Annotated in this window: 15 protein-coding genes; 11 read left to right on the top strand and 4 right to left on the bottom strand. The window is 44.6% G+C overall.

Annotation, left to right across the window (positions count from 1 at the left end; genetic code table 11):
* Nucleotides 1-79 precede the first annotated feature (79 nt).
* The 8 genes from ACYQ2N_RS21235 to ACYQ2N_RS21200 all read left to right on the top strand — a co-directional run bounded on the left by ACYQ2N_RS21235 (nt 80) and on the right by ACYQ2N_RS21200 (nt 8904).
* The gene (locus ACYQ2N_RS21235) at nt 80-736 is read left to right on the top strand and encodes a hypothetical protein (protein WP_460001435.1); all 657 of its coding nucleotides are present in this window, start codon (nt 80-82) and stop codon (nt 734-736) included.
* Nucleotides 737-847: 111 nt separating this feature from the next.
* Entirely contained in the window at nt 848-2542 is a 1695-nt protein-coding gene (locus ACYQ2N_RS21230) for a sigma-54 interaction domain-containing protein (RefSeq protein ID WP_460001434.1), read from the top strand.
* 316 nt (nt 2543-2858) lie between these two features.
* Complete coding sequence (locus ACYQ2N_RS21225; RefSeq protein WP_460001433.1) at nt 2859-3464, top strand: succinate dehydrogenase cytochrome b558 subunit; 606 nt, start codon at nt 2859-2861, stop codon at nt 3462-3464.
* A gap of 18 nt (nt 3465-3482) precedes the next feature.
* Nucleotides 3483-5219: a succinate dehydrogenase flavoprotein subunit gene (gene sdhA, locus ACYQ2N_RS21220; protein WP_460001432.1), complete on the top strand. Its 1737-nt coding sequence runs from the start codon at nt 3483-3485 to the stop codon at nt 5217-5219.
* 13 nt (nt 5220-5232) lie between these two features.
* Nucleotides 5233-5985, top strand: a complete 753-nt coding sequence (gene sdhB, locus ACYQ2N_RS21215; RefSeq protein ID WP_460001431.1) for a succinate dehydrogenase iron-sulfur subunit — start codon at nt 5233-5235, stop codon at nt 5983-5985.
* 154 nt (nt 5986-6139) lie between these two features.
* Nucleotides 6140-7387 carry an NADP-dependent malic enzyme gene (ystJ, locus tag ACYQ2N_RS21210; RefSeq protein ID WP_460001429.1) on the top strand — a complete coding sequence of 416 codons (1248 nt, stop codon included), beginning with the start codon at nt 6140-6142 and terminating at the stop codon, nt 7385-7387.
* 262 nt (nt 7388-7649) lie between these two features.
* Nucleotides 7650-8285: a hypothetical protein gene (locus tag ACYQ2N_RS21205; protein ID WP_460001427.1), complete on the top strand. Its 636-nt coding sequence runs from the start codon at nt 7650-7652 to the stop codon at nt 8283-8285.
* Nucleotides 8286-8310: 25 nt separating this feature from the next.
* Nucleotides 8311-8904 carry an ANTAR domain-containing response regulator gene (locus ACYQ2N_RS21200; RefSeq protein ID WP_460001426.1) on the top strand — a complete coding sequence of 198 codons (594 nt, stop codon included), beginning with the start codon at nt 8311-8313 and terminating at the stop codon, nt 8902-8904.
* On the opposite strand, the gene gap is transcribed toward ACYQ2N_RS21200, so the two are convergent.
* Complete coding sequence (gap, locus tag ACYQ2N_RS21195; protein WP_460001425.1) at nt 8901-9905, bottom strand: type I glyceraldehyde-3-phosphate dehydrogenase; 1005 nt, start codon at nt 9903-9905, stop codon at nt 8901-8903. The genes ACYQ2N_RS21200 and gap overlap by 4 nt on opposite strands.
* Nucleotides 9906-10091: 186 nt before the next feature.
* On the opposite strand from gap, the gene ACYQ2N_RS21190 reads away from it, so the two are divergent.
* From ACYQ2N_RS21190 to ACYQ2N_RS21180, 3 genes are all read left to right on the top strand, one after another.
* Entirely contained in the window at nt 10092-10508 is a 417-nt protein-coding gene (locus ACYQ2N_RS21190) for an OsmC family protein (protein ID WP_460001424.1), read from the top strand.
* A gap of 167 nt (nt 10509-10675) precedes the next feature.
* Nucleotides 10676-11632, top strand: coding sequence for a phosphodiester glycosidase family protein (locus tag ACYQ2N_RS21185; RefSeq protein ID WP_460001423.1), 957 nt, complete (start codon nt 10676-10678; stop codon nt 11630-11632).
* A 24-nt stretch (nt 11633-11656) separates the two neighbouring features.
* Nucleotides 11657-13033: a hypothetical protein gene (locus ACYQ2N_RS21180; protein WP_460001422.1), complete on the top strand. Its 1377-nt coding sequence runs from the start codon at nt 11657-11659 to the stop codon at nt 13031-13033.
* A gap of 168 nt (nt 13034-13201) precedes the next feature.
* On the opposite strand, the gene ACYQ2N_RS21175 is transcribed toward ACYQ2N_RS21180, so the two are convergent.
* From ACYQ2N_RS21175 to ACYQ2N_RS21165, 3 genes are all read right to left on the bottom strand, one after another.
* Nucleotides 13202-13846, bottom strand: coding sequence for a C40 family peptidase (locus ACYQ2N_RS21175; RefSeq protein WP_460001421.1), 645 nt, complete (start codon nt 13844-13846; stop codon nt 13202-13204).
* A gap of 286 nt (nt 13847-14132) precedes the next feature.
* Nucleotides 14133-15887: an IS1634 family transposase gene (locus ACYQ2N_RS21170; protein WP_459999573.1), complete on the bottom strand. Its 1755-nt coding sequence runs from the start codon at nt 15885-15887 to the stop codon at nt 14133-14135.
* A gap of 184 nt (nt 15888-16071) precedes the next feature.
* Entirely contained in the window at nt 16072-18819 is a 2748-nt protein-coding gene (locus ACYQ2N_RS21165) for a UPF0182 family membrane protein (RefSeq protein ID WP_460001420.1), read from the bottom strand.
* Between the last annotated feature and the right edge of the window lie 54 nt (nt 18820-18873).

Below are 18873 nucleotides of genomic sequence, written 5' to 3'. Positions count from 1 at the left end.
TGTCTAATACTCAGAAACTGCCACGTGTCAAACACCCCGCTGGTACTTAATCCATATATTACCATGAGGGGGTGTGCTTATGGTCAGCCCGGCTCCTGCGGACAATAACCTAACTGCAATTAATCTGGCCCTCACTATTTCAGCCCCAATAAGTTCTGTGCCTGGAAGCGCTTCGTTTTTCATGCTGCAGCCTATTCTAACAGGCAAAATTATTGGGGCTGCCGGTGTGCTGATCGGAGCTCAGCTTTTCTTAGTCTTGGCAAAATACATCTTTGGCCTGAAGAATATTCCGCTTGCTGATCCTGCAAATCCTGCGCACAAGATTTCTATACCAATTGACGAGCTGCAGGCACTTCTCGGGTCTATTGCTGCTAATACTGTGGAAGCGGAATCATTTCCTCGCTCAACTGCCGGGGGAGGGGAATTTCTTGTTCAGCAAACAGCAGAAATTCCGGTGGTTGTAAGTATTGCTCTTTATGCCCATTACTCACCTAAAGATTTTTATCCCACAACCTATTTAATCGTCCCTGTCTTCACTTTGCCCGGACTGCGCGGTGCTTTACCCATTCTTATTCTTGAAATACTCAGCACAATTTTAGTGCGTGCAGTTGTACCTCCACAAACTACCGGAGCCAAGCCGCTGGCGGGTAGCGAGCAGACTCCGTCTCCACGGCTTTACTTGACGACCGATGAGCTTTTAAAAATGCTGGAAAAGTTCAGCCGGTATTTCAAATAAACCTTTCTAAAAATTATTTAGTCAAAGCAGGAAAAGATCTTAGCAATGACGAATATTCTAATAATTAGTAAGATAAAAATAAATAATGGATCGAGATTGGGGGTGGTTGCAGTGGCGCGCAAAGTGAAGGTAGGAATTATTGGAGCCGGACGGGGAGGCTCTTCAATTTATAAAACCTTGCGCGGAATAGAACATGTAGAAATTGCTGTTGTGTGCGACATATCCGCAAAGGCACCCGCAATTAAAATGGCTGAGGCTGACGGAATTCCTACCTGTAAATCTCTGGCAGAGTTTTGCCAGACAAGCGAATTGGATTTGATAATCGAAGCTACTGGGGTGAAAGAGGTTCAACTGGAGTTGGAACTGCTCAAACAGCCGATTACCTCGGTAATGGAATCCAAAAGTGCCAATCTTATGATGCATGTCATCGAAGAAAAAGAAAAGCTCTCAGAGATGAAACGCTTAAAAGGAGAGCTGGATGCTATTCTTAATTCAGTTCAGGAAGCGATCGAAGTCGCGGGTAATGATGGGACGATTAAATACGTCAACCCTTCTTTTACTCGTGTTACCGGACTTTCCTCAAGCCAGCGAATTGGTCAAAACATCTTCGAGGTGTCGCCTAACGGAGCATTGGCCCGGGTTTTGCGTACACACGGGCAGATTTTTGCTCATCGGTCCCGCGTCGGCGGCAGTGAGGCTGAAGTTGTTTCAAATGCGTCTCCAATAGCTGTTGAAGGCAGAATGGAAGGAGCGGTAGTGGTATTCCAACCTTTAACAGACATTTATAAGCTAATGGAACAACTTCAAGCTTCAAATCAAGTAATTGATGACCTTCAGACCCGGATTAACCAGATATCCACCAGTGCTTACACATTTGATGACATCATCGGTAGTCATCCGGAATTTGAACAGGCGTTGGATCTAGCCCGCAAAGCCTCCAGAAGTAATTCCACCGTTCTTATCACCGGAGAGAGTGGGACCGGAAAAGAGCTTTTTGCGCATGCAATTCACAGTGCCAGCTTGCGCCTGGACAAGCCTTTTATTAAGGTAAACTGCGCCGCAATCCCGGAAACATTGCTGGAAAGTGAGTTTTTTGGTTATGAGAAGGGGGCTTTCACAGGGGCAGGGAAAACGAAGTTAGGCAAAATGGAATTGGCTAATGGCGGAACAATCTTTTTAGATGAAATTGGGGATATGAACCTTTATCTGCAAGCCAAGCTGTTAAGAGTTCTTCAGGATATGGAATTTGAGAGAGTGGGCGGCATGCAAACGATCAAAGTTAATGTACGCGTGATTGCCGCTACCAATAGAAACCTGAGGGAAATGGTAAAAAGAGGGGATTTCCGTGAAGACTTGTACTATCGCTTAAATGTGGTAGAACTTCATTTACCCCCCTTGCGCAAACATAAAGAAGATATTCCGGCTTACGCCCAGTCATTAATCGTTAAATTCAACCGTAAATTTGGCAAGAGGGTAGCGGGACTCTCTCCTCAGGCCGAGCAACTCCTGATGAACTATTATTGGCCCGGAAATGTCCGTGAATTGCAGAATGTTATGGAGCGCGCCATGGTTACAGTGGAAGAGGATATGATTACGCACAGGCATATGCTTAACCTTGTAGAAAGTCCGATTACCAAGGAAGAGCGGGAGTTTGATGAATTAATTCCTCTGGATGAAATGGAAAAGCGCATGATTCGTTTAGCCTTGCAGCGCTTTGGAGATTCAGTCGAGGGTAAGAAGAAGGCTGCTCAGTCCCTTAATATTTCATTAGCCACTCTCTACAATAAGTTGAAGACTTTCAAATAATGGCTAATAAACGCGGTGGCTTCTAATATTTATCAATGTAATATTTAGAAATTAGAATAATAAATCTCTGATTATGTTATTTTTATTAAAGTATCCGCATGTAAATTCGGTGTACCTTCAACTTTCTACTTAAGATTGTAAACATTTGAAAAGGGTACTAAGAGTAGTAATGATGCGTGATAAGAGCTATAGGTGACTTCTAGTCCTGGACATTCCTTCAGCGGGGGGAAATCTAATATTTTTTAGTGTCCAGAACTTGATGAATGGCACTAAAGTTGCATTACCAAACACCAAATGTGCGAGAGGAGAGATAGTTTTGAGTACCAGACAAAGCCCCTATCATTTTTTAATCCGCCGAGTCCATTCCTTGTTTGGACTGCTGCCCATCGGTATTTTCCTAGCGTTTCACATGTTCCTGAACCTATCTGCCCGGGCGGGCGCTGCAACGTATGACAGGGTTATTGAAACGATGCGTAATTTCCCGGGGATTTTTCTGATAGAGATTGTTGTTATATTCATTCCGATAGCTTTTCACGCTATTTATGGTTCTTGGGTAGTGTATACGGGCCAGAGTAATGTTCTGCGTTATCGTTATGCCCGCAACTGGTTCTACATCATCCAAAGAATTTCTGGAATTTATACAGTGATCTTTGTCGTAACCCATGTGTACATTTTGAGGTTTGGAGAGGCTACTTTTGGTGCGTTACAGAATTTCGTGAGTAATCCGATTGGACTCATCTTTTATGCTTTAGGTGTGATATTTGCTATTTTCCATTTTGTTAACGGGTTGTGGGCTTTTGCCATAACTTGGGGGTTGACGGTCGGTCCTCGTTCTCAACAAGTCTGGTCTTATGTTTGTGCCGGGATTTTTGTCGTATTGTCAGTGGTTGGCTTAAGCGATTTGACGGCATTTCTGAAATAGAGAGGAGGAGAGTATCTCATGAGTAAAGTTATCATTGTCGGGGGCGGGCTTGCCGGACTAATGGCTGCGATTAAAATTGCGGAAGCAGGCACCTCGGTTGATTTGTTTTCCCTCGTACCCGTGAAAAGGTCGCACTCTGTGTGCGCGCAAGGTGGGATTAATGGGGCAGTCAATACTAAAGGAGAAGGGGACTCTACCTGGGAACATTTTGATGACAGTGTCTACGGCGGGGATTTTCTAGCTAATCAGCCTCCGGTTAAGGACATGTGTGACGCTGCACCGGGAATCATTCACTTAATGGACCGTATGGGCGTGATGTTTAACCGCACTCCGGAAGGACTTTTAGATTTTCGCCGCTTTGGAGGTACGAAGCGCCACCGCACTGCTTTTGCCGGAGCTACTACCGGTCAACAGTTGCTGTACGCTCTCGATGAACAAGTCCGGCGTTTCGAGGTTGAAGGCTTAGTTACCAAGTACGAAAGCTGGGAACTGCTGTCGGCGGTTATCGATGACGGAGTGTGCCGGGGAATTGTGGCCCAAAATTTGCGTGATATGAGTATTCATTCCTTTCCTGCGGATGCCGTAATTATTGCCACTGGTGGTCCGGGGATGATTTTCGGAAAAAGCACAAACTCAACCATTAACACTGGTTCTGCCGCTGCGGCCGTTTATCAGCAAGGAGCCACATACGCTAACGGGGAATTTATTCAGATCCACCCGACCGCTATTCCCGGAGAGGATAAGCTTAGGCTGATGTCAGAGTCTGCCCGCGGGGAAGGTGGACGTGTTTGGACTTATAAGGATGGAAAACCATGGTATTTCCTTGAAGAGATGTATCCAGCCTATGGCAACTTAGTGCCGCGTGACATCGCGACCCGGGCGATTTATCATGTGGTTTTTGACCTCGGTTTAGGGGTGAACGGGGAGAACATGGTCTATTTGGATCTTTCCCATAAAGACCCGGAGGAACTGCAGATTAAGCTAGGCGGTATTCTCGAGATATATGAGAAATTTGTAGGAGATGACCCCAAGAAAGTCCCCATGCGCATCTTCCCGGCGGTTCACTATTCAATGGGCGGACTGTGGGTGGATTATGATCAAATGACCAATATTCCCGGGCTGTTTGCTGCAGGTGAGTGTGAGTATCAGTATCATGGCGGCAACCGTCTGGGTGCAAACTCTCTCCTGTCAGCGATCTACGGTGGGATGGTAGCCGGTCCTAAATCTCTTGCTTACGTTAAAAATAATAAGATCAAAACTCCAGCGGGTACAGAACCCGCCTTTGCCAAGGAGAAAAAAGTGCAAGAGGAAAAATGGGCTAAAATCCTTAATATGAAGGGATCTGAGAACGCTTACCTTCTGCACCAAGAACTTGGAGACGTCATGACTGAGAACGTGACTGTCATTCGTTATAATGATAAGCTGGCCGCTACGGACAAGAAAATTCAGGAATTAATGAAGCGCTGGGAAAATATCGGGCTTGACGATAATATCGTCTGGAGCTCACAAAACGCCACATTCATCCGTCATCTATGGAACATGATGGAGTTGGCACGGGTTATTACACTTGGAGCCTTGCAGCGCGATGAGAGCCGTGGCGCGCATTACAAACCTGAATTTCCTGAGCGCGATGATGAGAATTGGCTTAAAACTACCTTGGCTGCCTGGACGCCCGATGGTCCGGAGCTCAGTTACGAACCTGTTGATGTTTCCTTGATTCAGCCGCGTGCACGCCGCTATGATGTCGATAAGTAAGGAGGGGGAAGAAATGCCAGACCAGAAAACGATTCGTTTGAAAGTACGCCGCCAAGACGGCCCGGATAAAGCAGTACGTTGGGAAGAATTTGAGGTTCCTTACAGGGCTAAAATGAATATAATCTCTTGTTTAATGGATATTCAGAAAAACCCTGTCACCGCCGACGGCAAACACACCTCTCCGGTGGTATGGGAATGCAACTGTCTGGAGGAAGTGTGCGGTGCCTGTACCATGAATATTAACGGGCAAGCCCGCCAGGCCTGCTCTGCTTTAATCGACCAGTTGGAGCAGCCAATCGTGCTCGAACCGTTAACCAAGTTTCCGCTGATTCGTGACTTGATGGTTGACAGACAGATTATGTTTGATAACCTCAAAAAAGTCAGTGCCTGGATTCCGATTGACGGTACGTATGACTTAGGCCCTGGGCCGCGTATGGCCGAAGTAAAACGGCAGTGGGCTTATGAACTTTCTAAGTGTATGACGTGCGGTTGTTGTATGGAAGCTTGTCCGCAGGTTAATTCCCGGTCTAAGTTTATTGGGCCGGCAGCGATCTCTCAAGTGCGCCTGTTTAATGCCCATCCGACCGGAGAAATGAACAAACATGAACGCCTGGAAGCTTTACTGGATGATGGAGGAATCACGGATTGCGGCAATGCTCAGAACTGCGTACGAGCCTGCCCCAAAGCAATTCCGCTTACCACCAGCATTGCTGATACGAACAGGGAAGTTAACAAGCACGCTGTCGATCGCTGGCTGCGGAAATAGAGGTCAGAGGACAAGGTCGACGGTTGTCGGGAGTGGGAGGTGAGGCTTCGAAGTAATAAGTCTCGAAGTTTTGGGTGCACGTAAGCTCCCAGACTCCAGACTAGAGGTATTTACTAAATACCAAATGGAATACTAGCCTCTTAGGAATAAATTTATGAAAGTTGGGATTGGTGTGGGTACACTTGGCGAAGATTCTTTGGCACTACATCGTGAGCATAAAGGTAAATTAGTGGTCGCCAGCAAAGTTACAGTGAAGAATGCCAGAGATTTATCCTTGGCCTATTCTCCTGGGGTTGCAGAACCATGTAAAGAAATTTACAAAGATAAGGACTTAGCTTATATTTATACAAATAAGGGTAACTTTGTGGCTGTGGTTTCAAATGGCACGGCTGTGTTAGGACTCGGCGACATTGGAGCAGATGCTGCCCTCCCTGTCATGGAAGGGAAATCTGTTCTCTTCAAATCATTTGCCGATGTAGACGCATTTCCGATCTGCTTAAATACAACTAATATCGAGAAGATGGTTGAAACGGTTAAACTATTGGAACCTACTTTTGGTGGGATCAACTTAGAAGATATCGGGGCTCCTGCTTGTTTTGAAATTGAAGAACGCCTCAAAAAAGAAATGAACATTCCTGTATTCCATGATGATCAACACGGTACGGCTATCGTGACAATGGCTGGCTTAATTAATGCGCTAAAGGTAGTGGGCAAAGACCTTAAATCAATCAAAGTTGTAACCAACGGAGCCGGAGCTGCCGGTGTCGCTATTATCAAGCTCTTAATGAGCATGGGTGTCAGTAATGTGATTATGTGTGACAGGCATGGAGCCATCTACGAAGGCAGGCCTGACGGCATGAATAAAGTTAAAGATGAAATAGCTAAAGTGACGAACCGCAGTATGGTTAAAGGCTCGCTCGCTGATGCGATCGCGGGAGCGGATGTTTTTGTTGGGGTATCTGCCGCCAACACGGTTACATCGGAGATGGTTAAGTCCATGGCGAAGGATGCAATTATATTTGCCATGGCTAATCCAGTCCCTGAAATTATGCCTGAGTTGGCCAAAGAAGCTGGGGCCGCTGTGGTCGGGACCGGTCGTTCGGATATGCCTAATCAGGTTAACAATGTCCTTGCGTTCCCCGGTATTTTCCGTGGAGCCTTGGATGTTAAAGCTACTATGATCAATGAGGCTATGAAAATAGCTGCAGCCTATGCAATCGCTAACTTAATCAAGGATGAGGAATTAAACTCAGATTATGTTATTCCAGCAGCATTTGATAAGCGGATTGCTCCAGCAGTGGCGCAAGCAGTGGCCAAGGCTGCTATGGACAGCGGGGTTGCGCGTACCAAGGTAGATCTAGCAGAGATTGCTCAAAGGCTGTCTCACTTAAGTGCAGAGTAAATTACGGCCCCAAATACTGTAGGATTTTTCTAAGGCAATTTATTTTTATAGAATGACGATAGTTTGGTTTTTAAAAGAGGCTTAAGGGGCCTCTTTTTAATATTACAAAAATTGGAATTGGGTTTGTATGAGAGTAACAATTATAGTACAATACTCTTTGTGGTTAAACTAGTACTGCAAAAATCCACACTCAAGCTTCAAACACGTTCAGTTAGAATACAGCAAAGTATGCGGAAAAAATCGATAGAAGGAAGTGTCTCCCTTGATAACACTAAATAAAGGGATTCGTCTCGAACTCCTGGCGGGAAGGGTAATCTACTTTTGCCTTGGTCTTTTAACAATATCGGTTATAAGCCTGCGGCTTATAGACGTTGAGGTCAAGAATATTGAACTCGTTGACCGGGGCCTTTATACTGTGATCACTGAAAAGGGGCCGGTAAATGTTGGACCTGAGGATGTCCTACGTATTGAAAGAACATACACGAAAGCTGCGGTAACAGGGAGTCCGGTAGAATTAGACAAGATTTATACCAAACAAGGGTTTATCTATACGTCGTCCTCAGACCCTTTTTCTAAAAATGCGCAAACACTGATAAATTCGGTAGATTATTTAAATTCGGTAGATTATTATGGTTTGAACGTCTGGCAGCATCCAAACGTTAATCTAAAGTCGATACAGCCTTACGCGTACGCCATTGGTACGCCGAAGCGTTTTGTTCCGCTAGTCTTTTTTCTTTTATCAGTACAAACTTATTGTTTTACTATCGGCGCGATCAGCTTGTTAATCTTGATATTCCCCGTAAGGTTCAAGGTTAAAAAAACTATAGCTGTGAAATCTCGCAGGTTAAACAGCGAGTTTCAAAGTGGAGAAGAAAAATTAGAAGTTCTAGCAAAATAGATTTTAGTATGAGAGTGTGAGGGATATGAGAAGGGCAGTACTGGTTATAGAAAAGAGTTCTATTATTCAAGAGATCCGGCCTGTTCTACCATTGGCAGGGTATGAAACCTTAGCCTTGACTAAAAACGGGATGGATGCTCTGCGGCTTCTTCACCGCTACGAACCAGACTTAATAATTACCGACTGGAGTGTCCAAGGCCTGAAGGCGCAAGATTTTTTAGAAACGGTGCTCGTGCAGCAGTTGTGTCCGGTTATTTTGTCTCTAACAGCGGAAGAATTCCGGATTTTGCCTCAGGCTATGCAGTCTGAGGTCCATCAAATAGTTTTGCACCCGCTACGCGCTCTTGACCTGTTGGCCGGGATTCAGGCTGCGGAACACCGTTTCAGGCGCGAAAAAGAGTTAAACGATCGGATACGAAAGCTTGAAGAAGAATTAAACGCACGCAAGCTTATTTATCAGGCTCAATTACGGTTAATTAGGGAACGAGGCTGTAGTGAAGAAAGTGCGTATGCTGCGCTCAGAAAGCAGGCTATGGGCACGCGTAAAAGTATGGCAGCCACGGCCCGTGATGTAATCAGGGGCGTGTGGCTGCCTGAAAGATGTTCTGATTCAAATTAACGTTCTTCTCCTACATATTTTATCAAGTCCACTACCCGGCAAGAGTAACCCCATTCATTGTCATACCAGGCAATAACCTTAACCATAGTTTTATCCATCACCATGGTTGAAAGACCGTCAATAATCGATGAGGCAGAGTTACCGTTAAAATCGGCTGACACCAGTGGCAGCTCAGTGTAGTCCAAAATTCCATTAAGGGTGGAATTACTGGCAGTAAGCAAAGCGTAGTTAACTTCTTCCTTGTTTGTACTCTTTTCTACCTCTACGACCAGATCTACAACGGACACATTAGGAGTGGGAACTCTCATCGCAAACCCGTTTAGCTTACCTTTTAATTCCGGCAGCACTAAGGCAACTGCTTTGGCTGCGCCGGTTGTTGTAGGAATGATTGACGAACCCGCTGCCCTAGCACGGCGAAAATCGCGGTGAGACTGATCGAGGATTTGCTGGTCATTGGTATAAGAATGCACGGTAGTCATTAACCCTTTTCGTATATGAAAATTTTCATGAATGACTTTTACCACCGGGGCCAGGCAGTTGGTAGTACAAGAGGCATTAGAAATTATGTGATGCTGGGCAGGCTTATAGATATGTTCATTAACCCCCATGACGATTGTTGCATCCTCTTCTTTGGCCGGAGCTGTGATTATAACTTTCTTTGCCCCATTGCCTAAATGTTTGCGCGCTTCATTGCCTTTATTAAATTTGCCGCTGGATTCAACGACTATGTCAACACCTAAGTCTCCCCAGGGTATTTGCGCGGGATCGGTATAAGATACTACCTCTATCTTTTTTCCATCGATAAGCATACCTTCTTCGATCTGCTTAACATCAGCCGGAAAAATTCCATGGACAGAATCGTATTTAAGTAAATGGGGCAAAATTTCACCGGTAGTCCTGTTGTTAATGGCTACAATTTCAATATCCGGGTGTGCGTACGCTGCCCTAAAAACATTGCGCCCGATTCGGCCAAATCCGCTGATTCCCACTTTAATTGCCAATTCTCCGCCACTCCTTTTCTTTTTCTATCTTAAAGTGTGATCTGCCTCGAATATCTTAACACAGATTGTAAGTATGACACAATCAATATTTTCAGGATATTATACAGTCTCTTTGAAGAAATGTGACATACTCATTTGCCTTTAACGACATAAATAACATGTACATCCAGGAAAGGAGAACAACTAATGGAGATTACTGTTCAGCACATTAAAGGCATGCACTTTCAAGGAGAAGGCGGTTCCAAGGTGATGACTCATATTGACCAAAGTGTCAAAGCTGGCGGCTCCGGCATAGGTGCCAGTCCGATGGAAATGGTTTTAATGGCTATTGCAGGGTGTAGTGGAATGGATATTGTTTCAATCCTAGAAAAAATGAGAGTGAAATTCGACCGCTTTATTATTTCCGTACAAGGGGAAAGAGCTGCCGACCATCCCAAAGTATTTACGGACATTGAAGTGGTGTATAAGTTTTGGGGTAAATCCTTGCCTGAGGATAAGCTCCAGCGTGCAGTATCCCTTTCTATGGAAAAATACTGCAGTGTCGCCAATATGATAGATAAATCTGCCAACATAACCTACAGTATCTTAGTCAATCCTAGTTAAATATGGGACTCTTAACCAAACACTAGTTAGACAAATAATGTTGATACAAGATTGAGGATTTGTTATACTTAAAGCGTTGACAGATCCTAAAAAGAGCGGCCGCACATATGAAGATATGCGGCCTTGTTTTATGCTCTACAAATTATTAATTTTTAAGGAGAAAAGTTATGTCCAAAAAAAGATTTAAACCAAAAAGTGTTCTGCTTTTTTTAGTGTTGAATGTTATACTTTCTATTTTATTGGCACCGTTTGTTCTTTTCTGGGGACCGTTCGAGTCCTTAAAAGTGGTTGCTGTAGGGGCGGTGGAGACCTCGCGCCATCCCCAGGTTGTGCGCTTTTTTCTCTCTCAGGACAAGATTAATGCTATCATTCATAGCAATGACTCCCAGGGAGTCATTTCAGGGTTGAATATTGGACGGGAGCAAGTAATATCGAATGACGGAATAACCATTGAAGATATTAAAGGGGCCAGCTTCAAGGGGAAAGTCATGCTTGTCCGTGACCCCAAAAGGGTAAAAGTTGCGATTACCAAAGATTTGGGGGTTCAGGGACAAAGGCTAACAGACATGGTTAAAGACGCCGGAGCAATCGCCGGCGTAAACGGCGGAGGCTTTTATGACCCGGATGGCAAAGGGAACGGCGGTTTTCCTTTTGGCTTGACTGTGCATAATGGAAAACTTGTGCATAACAATGTCGCTAACCAGAAAGTAGGGCTGGTAGCTCTTAATGACCAGGGAAAATTAGTTATCAAAGAGATGAGTGCCGATGAGCTCTCTAAAAATAATATTAAAGAAGCCGTGAGCTTCGGACCTAACCTGATCGAAGACGGGAAACCACTTGTGATAGGGGACGGCGGCTGGGGCTGGGCACCACGCTCAGCAATTGGACAAGCTGCGGATGGTACGATTATCTTTGTGGTCATTGACGGTCGCCAGCCGACCTGGAGTGTCGGGGCATCCTTGCGCGATGTCATGAATATTTTTCAGAAATATAACGCGATCAATGCTGTTAATCTTGATGGAGGATCTTCTTCCGAAATGGTATACAACGGCAAAATTGTCAACCACCTCTGGAACATTTTCGGTGAGCGCTATATTCCTACAGCCTTCGTAGTTATGCCATAACATGTGTGACAAAGGGGTGACAAAGTGAAAAAGAAAGTACGCATCTTTATTACCTGGATAGTTATTTCCCTGTTGATTCAGTTTGCCATATATTCCTTTTTGGACAGCAAGATAGCTAAGGTTCTGGCCCCGCCGTCAAATGCTCCCATTACAGCCAGTTTGACCGCTCAGATACCAGAGACTGGCTTGCAAAATCCCCAGCTTTCTTACGATAAAAAATATCTGGCATATATGGAGAACGGGATATTTAAGGTTTTTAATTTGAAAAACGAGAAACTGGTGTTTAGTAAGGCTCCTGCCCAGGGAAGCACGAAAGATATGGGGGTAATCTCCTATAAATGGCTGCCTGACCGCAACACCCTAATTTATTTTTACGCCCGGAAAAATACGGCACCAAAAAATCCTACATCTCAAACCAATTCAGTACCGTCAAAAACCACTACGCCTGCAAGTAATTCTACACCGGCGACAAGTTCTGCCACTCAGCCAAGTTCTGGCACATCAAACAATTCCGGAACAGCGAAGATTACCACGCCGCCAAGTAATACTACCCCGCCGGTTGTTAATAAAGAAGACCCTGCAGAATCCACGGTACCCACAAAACCTGCCCAGGACCCGTCCAAGCCTTCCACATCCGCGCCCAGCCAAACTCAGCCAACCAAGCCTTATAACCCGCAAATCACTGAGCTTTATACCCTGGAGTTTTTGGATGAAGAGGGAATGCAGCCGGAAGACCGCAAAAATGACGTTGAATCCTTAGACAGCTATTTTCCGGCGGGCGGAGAAATCCTACACATGGACTTCTCAACCTCCACTAATCTTATTTATCTCACTGTGAAAAGCGGAAACTCTATGAAATTGCTTGAAATCGATGTTATGAAAGATGGTAGCAACCTTACCAAAGCCGGTGAAACAATTACTAATTTAGCAGTATCAGACCAGTATGGAACATTATATATCGACAGCAAGCAGGGAACTTCGAAACAGGTACTCGCTGTTAAAGGATGGCAGCGTTATGCACTATCGAAACAAGACAATCAGTATTTACTAGGAGCAGGGAATGGCCTGGTTTATCTTGGGGAAGTAAAAGATAACAATCTGGTAAAAATTCTGACAGTCAAAGACAGCTCCGATCTCAAAAATATCAGCGGAAGCATTGAGACCTATTGGGAAGGATCTATCCTTTATAAAAACAGTAAAACTGTGATTGGTGCCCATGGGCAAGTTATCATTTACAATCAGGCTCAAGCGTATGTAATTAGAGACGGGAAAGTTAAAAATCTTGAGTTAGCAGGGGAACAAGGGGAAACTACCTTTATTACCGGTGATGGAGCGGAATTATTTCAACTTCGCCCTGTGGGAAACTCCACAGTTGTTGAATTAAAGCCTCTAGATCAGTGAGCCTGCTCGAATTCTGCTGCGGCCCAGCGCGAAATTAACTTGTGCTAACCCAAAAAGAGAGTGACTCCCAATGGGGAGTCACTCTACTCGATAGCGGTGGCCACTCTCTTTCCTCTAAATCGTACCTATGCTCCCTCTGTGGCAGGCATAAAGCACTGTATACGCCCTTTAGTACATGCGTTTGGCTCCAATATAGGCGTTAGTCCAATAAGGATTAAATGAGTAAATAGTTACTCCTTTGCTGGTAGTGGCACTTATGAACTGATTGTTGCCGAGATAGATGCCAACGTGACTGATTTCGCGGCTGGCAGTAAAGGTGAAAAATACTAAATCCCCGGCTTGCAGTTGGGAAAACTCTACACTTGTACCTATCTTATACTGATCTCTGCTCACTCGGGGCAAAGAGATACCATGGGCGGCAAACACATATTGAGTATAACCAGAACAGTCAAAACCAGAAGTTGTACTTCCACCCCATTGATACGGCACCCGTAATAAGCTTTTAGCAGTAGAGAGTATCCCTTGTGTCTTCTGTGCGCGTACCAGAGCGCCACTTGTTAATGGTCCAACCATTCCATCAGGTTTAAGATTCATCTTAGTCTGAAAAGCTTGCACAGCGGCTTTTGTCCGTGAACCGAATATCCCGTCCGCCGGGCCTGGATCATAGCCCAGTTGTTTTAGATCTACCTGCAGGGCTTGAACCTCGCTGCCGGAAGAACCATATTTGAGAATAGTCGATGCTTGGGCCAATGGTGCTGAGACCAGAAGGGAGACTAAAACAAATACTAAAATCATGGATATTTTTGTGCGCACCACTCGTTCTCCTTTCTCTTTTGTGTATTTTGTAGCAAGCTTAGTAAAAGTATAATGCCTGACCACTCGAAAAAACAGGACAAGTTGTTTCCAAGTATGGGAGAACATGAAAGATGAGCGAATCATAGGTCATTAATACCTGTGACTCGCTCACAGCATCATCTTATAAATTTTACTAAGTTATCTTAATTAAATTAAGTTAAGTTAAAGCCCAAGTTTGGCGTAAGAAATTTCCAGTACTAGGCGCAGCAAGGCTTTGAGCCATACCTAAATAATATTTTTGTCACTACAACGTATTTCCCAAGGATTTTGTTATCTGTTTTAATGCCTTTGGTTTTAATAAGTTTTCACAGTTGAAGAGTTTTGTCCATTCTAATTGTTGCTCTGTCATTTCTGTTACGGTAAGAGAATAACCGGGTGAGCCTTTGATACCTACTTGATTTAACTGGCAGCTTTGCACTTGTTTCAAAACGTCTATGGGGGATATTGAATGTCCAGCCTTCTTTAGCATCATCTCCATCGTATTTACCAGTAAGTAGGCCAAAATGCAAACACTGACATGGGCCTTGACTCGGTCGGGACGCGTTAAATGAATCGGCCTCAGGGCCAACTGGGACTTCATTTCCCGAAATGCCTCTTCTATTTTGTTCTTTTCTCTGTATCTCTGAATGATCTCGGCTTGAGGAATCGTTACATCATTGGTGATAAAACAAGTCATACCATCCAATCGTCTAAGTTCCGTTTCCCTAGTCTTATCAATCATCGCAGATAACTGGAAAGAATGGGCTATTCGTATCGAGCCATCCTTTTTAGTGACTTTTACCTCGATAGGCGTAACGGTTACCTTCATCAATGACTTGAGTCTTCGTTTGGAGATTATTTTTTGCACATCTCGCTCGACAGCTTCCTTCTGGCGAGATTTCTTAGCTACAGCTAATTTTGCATTTTGTTCGGCAATCCAAGCCATGGTTTTCGTGATCCGTCTCTCTCGTGTAGCAATATCTTCAAAAAACCGGGTCACGTCAAATGAGAAAATAAACCGTCGTTGTCCCACCCGGCCTTCCCGGGTATAAAAAAACTGATGATCGTCGGTGGGTACGAATTCATGAAGAGCCAGGATCTGCTCATAATCCTCTTTTAGGGCAGGCTCCGGAACAAACTCCTGAAACAACGGATGGCAGGCCATTTCATCCTTGTCCATAGCAGACAGATAGGTAAGTCCCTGTGCTTCAAGTAAATCCAGATGATCGCTGGATACCATCCCGCGATCAAACACAAGATGACACGTTTTTAAGCCGAATCGCGCTTTAAGATCGTTAACCACGCCAGGTAAGGTGGTGATGTCCTGAGTTTTGCCTTCAAGCACTTTCCAATAAAATGGCGAACCCTGTGGGGTAACCATAAGAGCAATTACAATTTGCTCAAGGTCGGGGCGGTGGTCACGGGAATACCCCAGTTTAGCAATCACGCATTGACTGCCTTCCATGTACGTAGAAGTAATGTCATAGAAAAATCCTTCTCCAACACTAGGATCAAGACGCGTAAGCTGAGTATAGAGATGGGTTTGTAAAGCGTTTTCCTGTTTGTTCAGGAAATCCAATTCCCGGTATACAGCGTAATCATCCGGTAACCGGGAAGAACCAGACAGTGCCGGTAGCACAGTACCCTGCATCCATTCTACAACGTGGATTTTACTCAGGGGTTCAATACAGCGATTAAGTACCATAGCTTCTACCAATAAGCCATCCGGGAAAAACCGATGTAACTGAAAGGTTTCCCAAAGAGCATGCAACAGAATGATGGGTAGAAACAGCCAATGCTTTATGACTACAATATCGGAACTTTTTGCCAATACCAGATCCGGATCTTGTTGTGCTTTAAGGATTAACCTCATTCGTTCGGCATCAGCTTCAGACAAGACACCGAGGTTCTGGATGAGGCGGTGCTTGGGTTTTCCGTCTTTATCCCTATAAGAAGCGACTATTTTATAGTAATTGTAGGTCTTACCTTCTTGCTTGATGGTGACTTTTTTCAGAAACATTGTAGCCCTCCAATTCGAATGTATTAGGACTACAATAAGTATACCACACAACACGTTTAATTCATAGGATTCTTGGTATATTTTATCCATTTATTTAGGTCTACAATATCGGGGTTGGTGCCCTGGAAGCCTTGGTATATAAGGATTTGGCAAAATATGTCGCCAAACTTGGGTTAAAGATTAATTAACTTGACTCAGCGGGATTGGCTTGCAAAGATTTTACCTGGGATTCGAGGCTGTCTAAGAGGGTGCGCACCTGCTCGATTTGTTCGATGATAGAGTCAACATTTCCTTGAGTCGTTGGAACTGAAGGAGCAGGGAGAGATGGAGACGGAGCAGGTGCATTTTGCGCGGGAGTTGTAGATTGAAGCACATCTTCCCCAAACACCTGAGTAAGAGCCAAACTCAGGTTCTCAGCCATTATCAGCCGATCCTGATAGGCGACTACGACCCGCTTCATTTCCGGAATGCTTCCGCCCTTATCTGACTGGAGATAAATCGGCTCCACATACAAGAAGTTCCCTCCGACTGGGAGAGCCAGGAGATTACCTCTGATCACGCTTGAACCTTTTTGGTTCCAGAGTGAAAGTTGTTTGGAGATCTCCGTATCCTGGTCAATGCGGGATTCTATCTGCAGGGGGCCATCAACCTCGATGTTTTTAGGCATTTTATAAACTAATAGTTGTCCGTAATTTCCTTTGTCCATGCGCGCAGCCAACCAGGCAACCATGTTGTTGCGGGTGTTGGTCGCGCTTGAGGCTGGAGTAAAAGGGAGCATCAGGACGAACTCTTCCTTGGAACTGCCGGGGATTTTCATAACGGTGTAATAGGGATCAACATTTTGCGGTTTGGCCTCATACAGTTCTTTTGCAATGTCCCAGGCATCCTCTTTATTATAAAAAACAGCTGGATTTGTCATGTGGAAAGTTTTTAACATTTCACTCTGCATACTAAACAGGGTTTCGGGATAGCGTAAGTGAGCCTGCAGCCCGGGTGGCATAAGGCTGAAATCTTTGAAGACACCAGGAAATATCTTGCGGTAAGTCTGAAGGATAGGATCCTCATTATCAACGGCATAAAAATCCACATTACCATTGTAAGCATCTACAATTACTTTCACCGAGTTGCGAATATAGTTAAAATCCTGTTCAGGGAAGGTGTTGGCATAGGGTAATGAGTCCGAGAAGGTGTAAGAATCAATTATCCAGTATAAGCGTCCACCGTCAACGACTAAATAAGGATCATTATCGAATCTTAGGAAAGGTGCCAGCTTTTCTACACGTTCCTTAATGTTGCGGTGTAAAAGCATGCGGCTTTGGCTTGTTATTTCGTTATTCAGATAGAGGCGTGCAGTACCGTGATGAAGAGAAAGCATCAGCTTATTAAATGCACTCAAAGAGATGCCTTTCTCCCCTTCGTAAGCGTTTTCTGCATTGGCACTTCCTTGAGGATAATCAAATTCCTTGAGTTTGGTGTTAACAATGACCCAATCGTTAGTTAGTTCCCCATAATAAATCCGCGGCTCTGTTAATTTAAATTCTGCAAAATCAGTGGCTGGGGGGACATCTTTAACTGCAAAAGAGGGCAACCCTTCTGTTGTGACAGCATTGGCAAAAGAGGCAGCTATCCCGAAACCGTGGGTATATTTGAAACGGGTGTTAATAAAAGTTTTAGCCTTGGGATCTAAATCCGGGGTGGATATTTCGCGGGGGGCAAGCAACACTTGGCGGTATTCTCCATTAACAGTGTAACGGTCAACATCGATATCGTGGAATTTATAATATAGTCTAATACCCTGTTTTTGAGTGTAAGTTTGTAAGAGTGGGCGCGTATCGTTAAGCCTGATATTATTGAGAGTGGCTTGTTCAGCCTTTAACACTGCAGGAGTAAGGGGGGTGTTGCCAGGATAATCAAGTTCCTGGATACGGTCAAGACCGTACCCAAAGCGCGTAAGTTTTATTTCGTTTGTAATATACGGGGCTTCCTTGTCAAGTTCATTCGGAACAACAATGAGAGACTGGATCAGAGCTGGGAAAAGAGCGTAAAAAACAGTGCTGAAAAGAAAGAGTCCCGTTACCGGCAACGTAAGGAAACGCGTCTCACGCATAAAAAGTGCCATTAGCGCAGCCATAAAACCAAGAATACTGATGACTGTCAATACTTTCAGCACGGGCAGAGTGGCCTGCAAGTCTGTATAACCGGCACCAACAACATGTCCATGCTGCGAATATAATAGTTGATAGATATCAAGGTAATAGCCAAAAGCCTTGAAGGCGAAAAGAAAGCCGACCAACAAGGCTAAATGGCGGCGGGCCGCGCTGTTAATATCCACAGCCCCACGACGCCATAATCTGAGGGAATTAAAACGCAATACCCCTGTGATCGTGTAGAAAACTGCGGTAAAGAATGTAAGGAGGAAGATCGGCCCAAAAAAGGCATTATATAAAGTTTGCATAAAGGGCAAACGGAAGAAATAAAATGAGAGATCTTGCCCGAAGACAGGGTCAACTTGCCCAAAAGAAGTAGGGTTCATGAAAGCGAGCACTTCAAGCCACCCGGTAAAGCCGGCCACAAAACTGATTGTAAAACTGATAATCGCAGAGGCCAGAAGGAGCCAGAGCGTAACCCGGCGCTGGCTAAAACTAAAAACAGATCCATCCATCTCCTGCACAAGCCTTAGCCGCCGACGCAGACGTTCATTAATAAAAGTGAGAATGGCGTGGCGGACTGACAATAAGGTTCCAGCGATAAAGATAAAAAGAATCGTTCCGTTTACCGCCTGTATCAGCCATTTACTTAAGAGAGGAGTCCAAAAAAGGGTAAGATACCCCAAATCTTTATACCAAAGATAATCTACATAAAGTCCGCTCATCCCTGCCAAGATGGCAATAAGTATAATCATTACGATCAAAGGTTTTAGTATACGGCGCAAAGCAATTTCCTCCTTAGCTAGGTTACCAAAGTATTCCGCATTATATATTCTTTC

The organism is Paradesulfitobacterium aromaticivorans (assembly GCF_054657415.1).
Note: the sequence above shows the minus strand (reverse complement) of the source record. Positions and strands in the feature narration are given on the sequence as shown.

Excerpts from the sequence above, each read along its gene's own strand:
- ACYQ2N_RS21235 (WP_460001435.1), top strand. The coding sequence starts at position 80 with ATGGTCAGCCCGGCTCCTGCGGACAATAACCTAACTGCAATTAATCTG.
- ACYQ2N_RS21200 (WP_460001426.1), top strand. The coding sequence starts at position 8,311 with ATGAGAAGGGCAGTACTGGTTATAGAAAAGAGTTCTATTATTCAAGAG.
- ystJ (WP_460001429.1), top strand. The coding sequence starts at position 6,140 with ATGAAAGTTGGGATTGGTGTGGGTACACTTGGCGAAGATTCTTTGGCA.
- ACYQ2N_RS21170 (WP_459999573.1), bottom strand. The coding sequence starts at position 15,887 with ATGTTTCTGAAAAAAGTCACCATCAAGCAAGAAGGTAAGACCTACAAT.
- ACYQ2N_RS21190 (WP_460001424.1), top strand. The coding sequence starts at position 10,092 with ATGGAGATTACTGTTCAGCACATTAAAGGCATGCACTTTCAAGGAGAA.
- sdhA (WP_460001432.1), top strand. The coding sequence starts at position 3,483 with ATGAGTAAAGTTATCATTGTCGGGGGCGGGCTTGCCGGACTAATGGCT.
- ACYQ2N_RS21185 (WP_460001423.1), top strand. The coding sequence starts at position 10,676 with ATGTCCAAAAAAAGATTTAAACCAAAAAGTGTTCTGCTTTTTTTAGTG.
- sdhB (WP_460001431.1), top strand. The coding sequence starts at position 5,233 with ATGCCAGACCAGAAAACGATTCGTTTGAAAGTACGCCGCCAAGACGGC.